Origin of the sequence: Brevibacillus brevis (assembly GCF_900637055.1) — a bacterium.
Taxonomy (GTDB): domain Bacteria; phylum Bacillota; class Bacilli; order Brevibacillales; family Brevibacillaceae; genus Brevibacillus; species Brevibacillus brevis.
This window is the reverse complement of record NZ_LR134338.1, coordinates 6,081,082-6,093,472: the sequence shown is the minus strand read 5'-3', so window position 1 is coordinate 6,093,472 and position 12,391 is coordinate 6,081,082. Positions and strand designations below refer to the sequence as shown.

At 46.4% G+C, this 12,391-nt stretch carries 11 protein-coding genes; 10 read left to right on the top strand and 1 reads right to left on the bottom strand.

Going from position 1 to position 12,391, the window contains the following annotated elements:
* Positions 1–124: 124 nt before the first annotated feature.
* The 10 genes from spoIIID to EL268_RS29545 all read left to right on the top strand — a co-directional run bounded on the left by spoIIID (position 125) and on the right by EL268_RS29545 (position 11,568).
* The gene (gene spoIIID / locus EL268_RS29590; protein WP_003388385.1) at positions 125–409 is read left to right on the top strand and encodes a sporulation transcriptional regulator SpoIIID; all 285 of its coding nucleotides are present in this window, start codon (positions 125–127) and stop codon (positions 407–409) included.
* An 81-nt stretch (positions 410–490) separates the two neighbouring features.
* The gene (gene mreB, locus EL268_RS29585) at positions 491–1,507 is read left to right on the top strand and encodes a rod shape-determining protein (protein ID WP_047069792.1); all 1,017 of its coding nucleotides are present in this window, start codon (positions 491–493) and stop codon (positions 1,505–1,507) included.
* A 7-nt stretch (positions 1,508–1,514) separates the two neighbouring features.
* Entirely contained in the window at positions 1,515–2,483 is a 969-nt protein-coding gene (locus tag EL268_RS29580; RefSeq protein ID WP_106654751.1) for a flagellar hook-basal body protein, read from the top strand.
* Positions 2,484–2,498: 15 nt separating this feature from the next.
* On the top strand, positions 2,499–3,332 hold the full coding sequence (locus tag EL268_RS29575; protein WP_106654750.1) for a flagellar hook-basal body protein: 834 nt from the start codon (positions 2,499–2,501) through the stop codon (positions 3,330–3,332).
* Positions 3,333–3,365: 33 nt separating this feature from the next.
* On the top strand, positions 3,366–3,620 hold the full coding sequence (locus EL268_RS29570) for a DNA-directed RNA polymerase subunit beta (protein ID WP_106654749.1): 255 nt from the start codon (positions 3,366–3,368) through the stop codon (positions 3,618–3,620).
* Positions 3,621–3,750: 130 nt separating this feature from the next.
* On the top strand, positions 3,751–4,272 hold the full coding sequence (locus EL268_RS29565) for a CDP-alcohol phosphatidyltransferase family protein (RefSeq protein WP_106654748.1): 522 nt from the start codon (positions 3,751–3,753) through the stop codon (positions 4,270–4,272).
* A gap of 164 nt (positions 4,273–4,436) precedes the next feature.
* Positions 4,437–4,895 carry a 3-hydroxyacyl-ACP dehydratase FabZ gene (gene fabZ, locus EL268_RS29560; RefSeq protein WP_106654747.1) on the top strand — a complete coding sequence of 153 codons (459 nt, stop codon included), beginning with the start codon at positions 4,437–4,439 and terminating at the stop codon, positions 4,893–4,895.
* A 124-nt stretch (positions 4,896–5,019) separates the two neighbouring features.
* On the top strand, positions 5,020–5,757 hold the full coding sequence (locus EL268_RS29555) for a WecB/TagA/CpsF family glycosyltransferase (RefSeq protein WP_106654746.1): 738 nt from the start codon (positions 5,020–5,022) through the stop codon (positions 5,755–5,757).
* A 27-nt stretch (positions 5,758–5,784) separates the two neighbouring features.
* Positions 5,785–6,885, top strand: coding sequence for a glycosyltransferase family 4 protein (locus EL268_RS29550; protein WP_106654745.1), 1,101 nt, complete (start codon positions 5,785–5,787; stop codon positions 6,883–6,885).
* 177 nt (positions 6,886–7,062) lie between these two features.
* Positions 7,063–11,568 (top strand): S-layer homology domain-containing protein, encoded by a 4,506-nt coding sequence (locus EL268_RS29545; RefSeq protein ID WP_106654744.1) that lies wholly within the window; start codon positions 7,063–7,065, stop codon positions 11,566–11,568.
* A 77-nt stretch (positions 11,569–11,645) separates the two neighbouring features.
* Here the strand turns inward: EL268_RS29545 and EL268_RS29540 are convergent, their stop codons facing one another.
* Entirely contained in the window at positions 11,646–12,305 is a 660-nt protein-coding gene (locus EL268_RS29540; protein ID WP_106654743.1) for a YigZ family protein, read from the bottom strand.
* Positions 12,306–12,391 lie beyond the last annotated feature (86 nt).

Here is a 12,391-nt window from a genome sequence, read left to right as displayed (position 1 = left end):
TGTAGTACAAACTGTTGAAAAAAGATGCGGCCGTGCTGGCTTGTCAGGCTTGGAAACGTAGAATATGTGTCCCTACGCACCCATATATTGTATCAGACAATGTAGATACAAGGAGGCGAGTAATGTGCACGACTACATCAAAGAGCGGACCATCAAAATCGGCCGATATATTGTAGAGACAAGAAATACGGTTCGGATGATCGCCAAAGAGTTCGGTGTTTCGAAAAGTACTGTGCACAAGGACTTGACTGAGCGGCTGCCTGAGATAAATCCAGAGTTAGCGAACCAGGTTAAGGAAATTTTGGAATATCACAAAGCCATCAGACATCTACGGGGAGGCGAAGCAACCAAAATTAAGTACAAACGGCGTAGTAAAAAAGTACGAGTAGAACAGGAGGAAAGTGTGTAAGAAAGAATTTCCTTGTCCTCTCACGTAGAAGAGCCTATGATATTAGGTAGAAATGTAACTGGTAATCAGGGAGGACCTTTCATGTTTGGCAAAGATATCGGAATCGACTTGGGCACGGCCAATGTCTTGGTTTTTGTAAAAGGCAAGGGAATTGTCCTAGACGAACCATCTGTCGTGGCAATAGATAGTAAAACCAGAAAAGTTTTGGCCGTGGGAAATGAAGCCTATCGCATGGTGGGCCGCACCCCAGGAAATATCGTAGCGATCCGACCTTTGCGAGAAGGGGTTATCGCGGATTTTGAAATCACAGAGGCCATGCTGAAGCACTTTTTGAACAAAATTGGTGGAAAGAGCATGTTTGCCCGTCCGCGCATTTTGATTTGCTGCCCGACCAACATCACCTCTGTTGAGCAAAAAGCAATTCGCGAAGCAGCTGAGCGCAGCGGTGGAGCAAGAGAAGTATTTATCGAAGAAGAACCGAAAGTTGCCGCAGTCGGGGCAGGAATGGACATTTTTCAGCCGTCCGGTAATATGGTAGTGGATATCGGTGGGGGAACGACCGATGTAGCGGTATTGTCGATGGGCGATATTGTCACGTCTTCCTCCATTAAAGTAGCAGGCGATACATTCGATGTGGCTATTATGCGTTACATAAAAAATAAATACAAATTGCTGATTGGGGAGCGTACGGCTGAAGATATCAAGGTTCAGATTGGAACCGTATCCGGCGGACGCCAGGACGAAATGGACATTCGGGGTCGAGACATGGTAAGCGGCTTGCCGCAAACGATTACCATTCGCTCCAATGAAGTCCAGGAAGCCCTGGCTGAGTCGGTGAGTGCGATTGTACAAGCCTCAAAATCTGTTTTAGAACGAACACCTCCGGAGCTTTCTGCCGATATAATTGATAAGGGTGTTTTCCTGACCGGTGGCGGCGCATTATTGCACGGTATTGACGAGATTCTGGCAGAGGAGCTGAAGGTTCCTGTGTTGGTAGCGGACGAGCCTATGATGTGCGTTGCAAAAGGAACAGGAATGATGCTGGACTATTTGGACAAGATGCCGGCTCACTCGAATAAGCGATTATTCAGGGGGTAAGATTTAAGTGATCAGAGGCTTGTATACGTCTGCATCTGGCATGCTGGCTTTGCAGAACAGGCAAGAATCGCTGGCGAACAACTTAGCAAATATCAATACACCCGGGTTCAAACAGGACGTGGGTGTCATGCGTGCATTTCCGGAGCAATTGCTCTCCCGCATGAACGATCAGGAGGGACTGGATGTTCCGGGTGTCCCTACTATGCCTGGACAACCTGCCATTATCGGGCGTTTGCACACAGGGGTATACATGTCGGAGGCGCTGCCGAATTTTGCGCAGGGGGATATTGAAGAGACACGCAATCCGTATGATCTTGCGTTGATGGACAATATTCAGCCAGATCAGGATGGGAATGAGAGACGGTTGTTTTACAGTGTGGCGCGGATTGAGGATTTGACGCAGCCAGCTCAAGAAGAGAATATTCGCTACACGCGAAACGGCAACTGGAGCGTGAATGCGGATGGCTACTTGGTAACGCCCGATGGGTATTATGTTCTGGACAATCAAAATCAGGCGATCCGAATCAATGACCCAGTAAGCGGAATCAATGCTGGACAAGATTTGAAGATTAACGAGGCTGGCGAATTGCTGTACAAAGACCCAACGACGAATGAATATCAATCGTTGGCAGCGCATCCTCGATTGGGACTGGCTGTAGTAACCAATCCCTTGATGCTTGTTCGGGAAGGGACCAATGTATTCCGTTGGGAAGGCGACACAGACGTCGAAGCGATTGATGTTGCAGAAGCGAACGATCAAGCAGCTCTGGCAGCAGGTACATACGGTACACCTACGGTTGCAGGCCGATACGGTATGCAACAAGGTTGGCGTGAGCGTTCTAATGTAGACCCTGGTCAAACCATGACGAACATGATGAGTGTACTACGCGCTTATGAAGCAAACCAACGGGTCATTACAACAATTGATGGTACGTTGGATAAGGCTGCTAATGAAATCGGTCGTGTTAACGGATAATAGGAGGTAGGAAAGATGCAGTCGCTTAATATTTCCACATCAGCTATGCGCGGTATTCAGCAAGCGTTGGACAATACAGCCAACAACCTGGCGAATATTGATACAATCGGGTACAAGCGCCGGGTCGCATCGTTTTCCGAGCTTCTCTCCGATTCGATGAATGAACAGCCGGCAGCAGACAATCAAAATCGGAATACGCCAGTGGGGATTCGGATCGGAAGCGGTGCCCGTCTTGGCATGACCAAGCTGGATCTCGGTCAAGGTATTGTGAAAGTCACGGATGTGCCAACAGATGTGTTGGTTGAGGGAGACGGGTATTTTCTAGTCACTCACAAGATCAAGGACGCTACTGGTGCTGTCATTCAAGAGGAAAATCGATTGACACGCGACGGCTCTTTCAAGGTTTCATTTGATGATGATGAACAAGGTTATGTATTGCACACTACCTCTGGTCACATTTTGACTGACGAAAACGGCGTAAATATTGTATTGCCCGAGCCAGTTACCAATATTCAAATTACTGCCGAGGGAGCGCTTACTGCTAATGGAGTGTCTTACGGCAATATCGGCCTTTGGAAAGTAGACAATCCTGATCAGTTGCAGCAAGTCGGTCAGAATCTGTTTGATGCCGAGTTAGATTCCGGTGCAAATCCAACTACCAAATACACCAATGCCCTCATTGCAGGCGATGCTACACTTCGACAAGGAGCATTGGAAGGCTCCAATGTAAGCATGACAGAGGAAATGTCCCAGCTGGTGAACATTCAGCGTGCATATCAATTAAACTCACGTGCAGTCGGCATCAGTGATCAAATGATGGGTATTGCCAACCAACTGAGAAGCAGATAACCCATAACAATCAACATGACGGAGGAGAGGAGCATGGAACAAGGGAAGAGCAAACGTTTCCCGCGTCAGACCGAAGAAGTTAAGTCAAAAGGAAAAGAGCGGGAACGGAGCGGCAAAAATTGGCGGCTGAGAGTTGCCAAGATGGTGCTGGTCCCACTCCTGCTGTTTTTCTCACTGGTCATTGGTTTGATGATCGGATACGGTGGGGTTGGCAAGAAGCCAATGTCTGATGTATTCGATCCAGGAACCTACAAACATATGTGGGATTTAATGTTTGAAGAAACCTAAAAACCTAGCTGGACAAGCCCGAACCTATGGTTGGGGCTCCTATTTTTTCGAGGACTTGTTGTGGTGTTTGTCCACAGAGTATAATAGGTCGAGTGGTTGAAAAAGGAAGTGACGATTTGAATACGGAGGGATGTCCGTGAATCTTCCTAATTTGCTTACGATCTTTCGCATCGTGCTCATCCCTTTGTACCTGTATGTCTTTTTTTCGGAGTTTCCGTATCATGTTGAAATCGCTTTAGGCATTTTGATTTTGGCGGGAGTGACCGATATTGCGGACGGGTACATCGCGCGGAAGCATAAGCTTGTGACCACCATCGGAATGATGTTAGATCCTCTGGCAGATAAATTAATGATGCTGGCGGTCATCGCCTCATTATTTTTGACGGATCGAATCAGTGTATGGGCCGCCCTGTTTTTCTTTGTGCGCGATCTGGCAATGATAGTAACAGGAGCTGTTTATCATTTCCGTGGCAAAAAAACTGTTCCTGCAAATGCCTATGGTAAGCTGACAACCGTTCTTTTGTATCTGGTCATTCCGCTCGTTATGTACCGTTATGAGTACAGTGAAGCGATACTTTGGTCGGTTATAACGTTCTCATTTATTGTGAGCGCGATTTATCTGGCAAAGGCTCGACTGTTGAACCGCGTGTAAGGTTGAAAAAGAGCACTTCCCGCTCTGTAGGGAGGAAGTGCTCCTTTTATCTTAACCCCGCTTGTCCGTTCAACTGGGGCGGGAGTTATCTATATTGTTTCGTTAGTCAAAGGGTATTCATGCATAGACAAGTCTAGTTAAGTATGGAAATGGAGCGATACATAATGGAAATCAAAGCGCCTTTGGATATTATGCAAATTCAGGAAATCATCCCGCATCGTTACCCGTTTTTGTTGGTAGACAGAATTGAAGAGCTGGAGCTAGGAAAAAAAGCGGTTGGAGTGAAAAACGTAACAATCAATGAACCGTTTTTCCAAGGCCATTTTCCTGGTTATCCAGTCATGCCTGGTGTCCTGATTGTGGAAGCATTGGCACAGGTTGGGGCAGTAGCGATGCTCAGCATGGAGGAACATCAAGGAAAAATCGGACTGTTTGCAGGCATTGATGAATTCCGGTTCAAAGATCAAGTGAAGCCGGGAGATACGCTGGTACTAGAGGTTGAGCTTACTCGTGTGCGTGGAACCGTCGGCAAAGGGCATGGCAGAGCACTGGTAAATGGGAAAGTAGTAGCAGAGGGTGGATTGATGTTTGCCCTGACGGCAGGAAATAAGGCACATTCATGATCATCTTGAATGTGCCTTTCTTTTCGGGTAGAATGGCTAATGGGCAACTCCATGCATGAATAGGTAGTTTAAAAAGTCGTCTTTTTAAACATTCATTTACTAACAAGCACTTGAAGGTGAAGAAATGACCAAACAGGTCGCAACCATACTAGATGTGCCATTTACGACTCGCGGTTTCCGTGAGACTGTCGATTATATAACAGAACGCATACAAAGCGGTCAAAAGACCCACGTGGTCACCGCCAATCCGGAAATCGTCATGGTAGCGAGAGAGAATCGCGCTTTCCGATCTATTGTAGAACAAGCCTATGTCGTTCCAGATGGAATTGGAATCGTATACGCTGCCAAATGGACGAATCAGCCGATTTATGAGCGCGTTACGGGTGTGGAGCTTCTGGAAGCGTTCATGACGAAAGCCGATCAACATCAGTGGGGCGTGTATTTACTCGGCGCCAAGCCAGATGTTATTCATTTGGCAAAAGACAAACTGAGTGCTCGTTATCCGAACGCTCGAATCGTCGGATGTCGGGATGGCTATTTTCGCCCAGAGGAAGAACCTCAAATTGTACAGGAAATTGCCGAAGCGAAACCGCAGCTCCTGTTCGTCGCACTGGGTGCGCCCAGACAAGATGAATGGATGGCGAAGTATCGCGATCAGTTGAATGCCTCCCTGATGATGGGGGTAGGCGGAAGCTTTGACGTCATTTCCGGGAAAGTGAAGCGCGCTCCCGAGATCTGGCAAAAACTGCATTTGGAATGGTTTTATCGACTTGCTTCCGAGCCTACTCGCTGGAAGCGTCAACTGGCTATTCCGCGGTTTGTTCTAACCGTACTGAAAGAAAAATGGAGTAGCCGTTCCTAGATGCATCCGTAGAGAGGAGAACAGTCGATGTCTACACTAATCCTCGGATTTCTGACTTCGCTGATCATATCGTTTATTGCAACACCGTATGTAAAAAACCTGGCTGTAAAAGTAGGAGCAGTGGATGCCCCGAACCAGCGCAAGGTACACACACGAATCATGCCACGTATGGGTGGTTTGGCTATTTATATCGGATATCTGGTTGCGTTCTTCCTATTTGTCCCGTATACAAGCCTATCGGAAATGTTGGGAATTTTCCTCGGAAGTACGATCGTTATGGTCGTCGGCATGCTCGATGACAAATACCAGCTCTCGCCAAAGTGGAAGCTGCTCGGACAGCTAGTCGCAACAGCGATTGTCGTCATTCCTTTTGGCTTGAAGATCGGTGTCGTGAATCTGCCGTATAGCGGAAGCATTGATTTCAGCAGTGGCTGGCTTTTCTGGCTCGCGATTCCGATCACGATGTTTTGGATTGTCGGTGTAACCAATGCAGTGAACCTGATTGACGGTCTCGATGGCCTGTCGGCAGGTGTGTCAGCGATTGCTGCAGGGACAATGGGTGTCATGGCCTTGTTGATGGACGATTACAAGGTAGCGACCTACTGTTTCGTGCTCCTCGGAGCGATCCTGGGCTTTCTCTACTTTAACTTTCATCCAGCTCGCCTGTTCATGGGCGACACCGGTTCGCTTTTCTTGGGCTTTAACCTGGCTGCTCTGTCGATTATGGGCTTTAAAGAAGCGTTGTTCGTTTCCTTTATCATCCCAATCGTCGTGCTGGGTGTGCCGCTTTGGGATACGTTCTTCGCCATCGTGCGCAGGATCGTGAACAAAAAGCCGATTTCGAGCCCAGATAAAGGGCATTTGCATCACTGTTTGCTGAACATGGGTCTGTCCCATCGTTCAACTGTACTCACGATTTACTCCATTAGCATTTTCTTCGGAATGATGGCGATCTTGCTGACGAAGACGACGAAGTGGACCACGATTATCGTCATGGTCGCGCTACTGATTGTCATCCATCTTGGAACGGAGATCGTTGGCCTCGTTAGCCGTCGTCATCGCCCACTGATTAATACGTACAGACGGATCAAAATTAAGCAAGCCGAACAACAGCGTCGGACGAATTAGTAATACGTAAAGCCCTGGCATCATTTTGATGCTGGGGCTTTTTTTCACCAAAATTTGGAGGGAAACACTTAAGTACAGAAGGGAATTGTCCGATAAAGAAAAGGGAGAAGTATACTGCCCGATCTTTTTTGGAGCGGGACAAATAAGAATTTCAGAATAATATGGAGAGGTGAAAAAATGAACAAGTCCTATCAACAATTCCGTCGCTGGCTGGCAATGTGCCTGACGATGATGCTGATTGTTACAGGTGTTCTGCCTGCCGTACCTGCTTTTGCGGCACTTGGTTCCAACTGGAATACTGGGGCTGGTATCAAGACGCCAACTGACTATCTTGCGACTGGTAGCGGTAACGGTTATGCGTACAGTACCCCACTCAAGACCAAATCGAAATTGATATATGGTGTCGAGCTTTTTTACAAGGATACCTCGAAAAATGGTCAAGGTGTTGATGTAGCAATTGATGGGGTTCCCCTTGCGAATAACCAACTGTTCGCAAACGACAAAATTACACTGCCGGATTTTCAACTGAACAGCAGTGGGGCAGTGACTAAAGTTACGGTAAGACCAAAAGTAACGCTAGATCCAACAAACGATACAACAGAGATATACTTTCAGTACACACCAACGCCTCTCCCTTCGGGAACAGGCCCGCTAAAATTTAAGAATTTTGGGCAAGGTGAGCATCAAAGCGATCCCAAAAAGGTTACAAGCCGAACAGTAACTGGCTTGGAATACGAGTATACCATCTCAGCTGCAGTGGATAAAACGCAGGCTGTCGAAGTCCAAGTAAACGGAGTGACCGTTCGAACTGTAACTGGAGCAGGAGGCGTATTGCCAGATATTGATTTATCTCCTGGTCTGAATGCTGTACAGCTTTTTGCACCGAATACAGGTGAGCGTGACGTTATTTATTACGAGTACAACTCGCAGAATAGCCCGATTTCGATTACAAATTTCTCAGGTGGAACGACAGCCTATAACCCTGTGGTTTATGGCGACTCCACAATCACACTGATTGGTACGTATGGCAGTGGTGTAACCGGAAGCAGCTTGCGAATCAAGCTGATTACGAACAACGGCCAGACCGTCCAGGATTTATCGAATACGGCTCCATCAATTAACGGAAGCACTTTTACATTTAGCAATATCAGCCTGAAACCAGGTCTGAATCAAGTCGCCTTCTATGAAAAGGTGGGAAATGTAACAAAAGAGCACTACCAGTTCTTTGTTCAATACAACAACACACCACTCGTTAGTGATTTGAAAGTGAATGATACACCACTGAACGATCCGAATGTCACTTCGAGTCCGACTTATATCACAGTTCCTTCGACCAACCGTCTGAATTTGAACATGGACGGAAAAGCACTTAATGCAGATACAGTTGAAGTGAAAAACCTGCGTACAGGTGATGTAGTCAAAACACAGGTGAACCGCACCGGATCTTTTGGATTGAGTGTACCATCGCAGCTTGGTGAAAATACCTTGGAAATCAGAGTATTTAACCAAAATAAAGAAGTAGGGACATTCGTCCGCAAGCTGTTGGTCACCACTACATCATCCGGAAGCTCTGATCAGTTTTACAAAGTAATGCTGGGTGGAGTATCACTACAGCCGAACCAACTATCTACGGTAACAGGCGCAACATATTCTCCAGCCATGACACTGAATGGTGCGGCACTTTTGAAATTTGTAGATATTGCTGGTGAGCAGCAGTTCCAAGAATTCAAGGTCACGATTTCCGAAGGTGGAAGTAAGACTGAATACAAGAGTGGAAGTGGATTAACATTTACACCGATCGGCAATCCGCAAAGCGGCTTTACCGAATATGTGGTAACTCTGGGGGTACCAGCAGGAGTCTTCCAGGATGGAAAAACGTACAAAGTATCGTTGAGCTACCAATACTTGACAAAAGCATCGAACAATACCGTAACTTCTCCATCTGGCTTTATTAATGTTGCGAACTACGAGTACGAGTTCAAGTACTTGGACAGCACGAAGCCGAATATTACAAAAGTGATCAATTTGGCGAATGCACAAGAGTTGTCTCCAACGGCTGCAAATACGATTGTTACTTCGCCGCTGGAATTGAAGGTCGTCACACAAAATATCTCGAATCCAAACTCTACTGTAAACATTACCTACAACGGACAAACATTGGCTGCAGGAACTGACTATGTTATCCAGGCAGGGTCCGATGGATTTACACTTACGCTGAGAAAGCTTCCACAGGGTCAGGGTAAATTGGTAATTGGATATAATGGCGGTACAGCATCGACATCTGCTGCCTATACACTGGATATTCGTATTACTCCATATGCGCAAATCACCTATGTAGATGCAACTGGACAGGTTCGCAGCTTCGAAGACGGATATCAAGTGAAGAGTGAGAACGATATCCGAAATCTTGACGGGAAAGTGTACAACTACGTATTGAAGTCAGGTAACATTGAGGCGACGTTGAACGGAGCCACTATCAACATTACCGATATCGATACCAACAAGGGCACATTCCTGATCCAAAAAGACCAACTCGCTTATAAAAAGGGCAACAACGTCCTGAAAATCACTTTGAAGGACGATCCAAAAACGGTTTTCACTTATAATGTTTCCTACAACACATCCAAGACGCCATCTGTAGAGGATGTGAAGCTGGAGATCATCTCCAATGGTAAAACCGAAGAGCTGATGAAAAAAGCTGGAGACCCATCCTATAAGACGGGTGCCAACTTCTTGAGCAGCCTGAGCTTTACCGTAAATGATGCAACACATGTATATATCGAAAAGAACGGAAAACGGATCAATGATTTCCGCTACAAGAGTGGGGATTGGGATCAAGACACAACGAATCAGGAATACGTAAAGACTCGTCTGGAAGCAGCTTTGAATAACGATTTGGAAGACCTGTTCGATGAGCACAACATTGATTCACAGTCTCGTTCCCGATTTGAAGGGAAAATGAGCACGAAGAAATATGGGGATCTTGTTGAAGAAGTACAAGATGCTGTAACCGATGCGAAAGATCAGGAACAAAAACTGGCGCTCTTCCCTCTGACTCTGAAAAAGGGTGGAACAACAGTCTACACAATCGTAGCAGAAGATGACAATGGTACTGTCATTCGCTATGACATCAACATCGATCAGAAATATTCCAGCTGGGAAGTTCTGTCCCCAGTAAAAGCAAAAGAAAACGATCCATACATCATCGTTAATAGCAACAGTGCAGTTGTAAAAGTGTTTGCGGAAAATGCGGACAAAGTTTTGTTCGGCAAAACAGAAGCGAAAGTAACGAATACAACAAACCCTGATTTCTATTACGACGATGACCAAGGAAAAACAATTCCAGAAACCTACTACGTGTTTACATCTACAGTCGCTCTTAAAAAAGGTTTAAACACAGTAAAATTCTCGGTTGTAGTAGGCGATAGCACCTATAAAGACGAAATCAAGATTTACAATGCGAGCTCGAATGTAAATGGTGCTGAATATCGTGATGTATTAGGGAAGAAAGTAGCGTTTAGCGTATTTGATAAGCAATTTGATCTGAAATTCCCAAAAGGTACCGTATTGCTGTCGCCAGATGACAGCCGTGCTGGCCAAGAAGTGAAGAATCCAAACGGAGACATTTTTGTCGATGTGCCTCTCTATTTTGGTATGGCAGACCGAACAACAGGACAAGTAACCATTGAAGAAGATAATTTGGAGGACAGGCTGGTACTCGAATCCAACTTTAACTACGCAAGTCCGTTGTACTATGTCGATGCAGGCGACACAGAGGCTCCGGGTGGACGTGATCCATACTACGATGAAGGCGATGCTCAGGACTTTAAGAGCCGTTGGCAAGACAATCTTGTTCCAAGCCTCCGTGGAACACTTACCATCAAGTATGATCCATCGATCGTAAATGCTGCGAACAACATCTTGACCATTTACTATCACAATGGTGACGAGTGGAGAAACATTGGTGGTGTAGTGAATACCGGCGCGAAAACCGTACAGGTGCCGTTTGCTGGATTTGGTTACTACATGGTCATGAAAACAAGAGAATCCTACGATGATGTCATTACCCATGATTTTGCTCGCGATGCGATTGAGACCTTGTATGCAAAAGGCATCATGCCGGCATACAGCGGAAGCAGTTTTGGTGCAAACCGTGACATGACTCGCGGTGAATTTGCCACAATGCTGGTAAAAGCGTTGGCACTGCCAATTAACGCAGGGCCATATAAGGATAGCAATGAGCGTGATCCGTTAGAACCAACCTTCACGGATGTTCGCCCTAATCGCAATACGTGGGATTATGAGTACAAGTACATCGAGACGGCTGCTCGTGCTGGGATTATTCGTGGAAAACAGCCAGGCTACTTCCGTCCAGACGATTCTCTGACGCGTGAAGAAGCAGCAATCATGATTGCGCGTGCGCTCAACATGAAATTGGCTACGCTCGATGCATCCAAAGTGGCATTGAATAAAATGTTTACAGATGCGAAAGATGTAAGCTACTATGCAGCTCCATCTGTGCTGGCTGTCAGCAAAGGTAAGTTGATGAACGGTGAAGTCGATGACCCATCCGTGAAAAAGCCAACCTACAGCTTCAAGCCGACTCATAATTTGACTCGTGCAGAGATGGCTGTTATCACCGTACGTGTGATGGTCCAACTCAAAAAACTGCCTAAGCAGTAAGTGAATATATTTCGCTATATATAATAGAAGAAAAGCTGAAGAGGTCATCCGCCTCTTCAGCTTTTTTCGTTGAGAAATTACTCTTCTTCCACATCTCCAACCGCGTCCACCGGAACCTCCACATATTCCTTATCACCGAGCACGATCTGGGCTTGTCCGTTCGTCAAATCAACCATTTGCGCGACGAACTCATCCTGTTCACCCTCAGGAATTAACACATGCGCGGTAACCTTGTCTGTGAAATCCGTACCACTCACGCGATGTTCGCCCAGACGCAGTTCGTTCTCTACCTTGCCCCACCATGTGTAGTCGACGCTGACCGAAATCGTTTGATGCAAGGTATGAACCACGATCTTCGCAGCCTTTAGTGCAGTGACCGTTCCAGCTGTATAAGCCCGAACGAGACCACCAGCCCCAAGCTTGATTCCGCCGAAATAGCGGGTGACGACGACGACCGTATCTTTCACACCATTTTTCTTGATACACTCGAGAATCGGTTTGCCTGCTGTACCGCTAGGCTCTCCGTCATCACTTGAGCGCTGAATCTGATCGTTTTCGCCAATGACAAAAGCGGAACAGTTATGGGTAGCGTCCCAGTGCTTCTTTTTTATCATCGCGATAAACGCTGTCGCCTCTTCTTCGGTTGTAACCCGCTGGGCATACCCGATAAAACGGGAGCGTTCAATAACGATATAGTCCTCACCGTAGCCAGCGATCGTTTTGTATTGGGTAAGCATCGTACAATCACCTCAAGAAAAGGATAGCATACAAAAGAAATGTTGGCGAACACTGAAATGTTTTTGACACATAATCGTAGTACTCT

What these genes read in the sequence shown, in the direction of transcription:
- mreB (WP_047069792.1), top strand. Translation starts at nt 491, where the DNA reads ATGTTTGGCAAAGATATCGGAATCGACTTGGGCACGGCCAATGTCTTG.
- EL268_RS29575 (WP_106654750.1), top strand. Translation starts at nt 2,499, where the DNA reads ATGCAGTCGCTTAATATTTCCACATCAGCTATGCGCGGTATTCAGCAA.
- EL268_RS29570 (WP_106654749.1), top strand. Translation starts at nt 3,366, where the DNA reads ATGGAACAAGGGAAGAGCAAACGTTTCCCGCGTCAGACCGAAGAAGTT.
- EL268_RS29565 (WP_106654748.1), top strand. Translation starts at nt 3,751, where the DNA reads ATGTCCGTGAATCTTCCTAATTTGCTTACGATCTTTCGCATCGTGCTC.
- fabZ (WP_106654747.1), top strand. Translation starts at nt 4,437, where the DNA reads ATGGAAATCAAAGCGCCTTTGGATATTATGCAAATTCAGGAAATCATC.
- EL268_RS29555 (WP_106654746.1), top strand. Translation starts at nt 5,020, where the DNA reads ATGACCAAACAGGTCGCAACCATACTAGATGTGCCATTTACGACTCGC.
- EL268_RS29550 (WP_106654745.1), top strand. Translation starts at nt 5,785, where the DNA reads ATGTCTACACTAATCCTCGGATTTCTGACTTCGCTGATCATATCGTTT.
- EL268_RS29545 (WP_106654744.1), top strand. Translation starts at nt 7,063, where the DNA reads ATGAACAAGTCCTATCAACAATTCCGTCGCTGGCTGGCAATGTGCCTG.
- EL268_RS29540 (WP_106654743.1), bottom strand. Translation starts at nt 12,305, where the DNA reads ATGCTTACCCAATACAAAACGATCGCTGGCTACGGTGAGGACTATATC.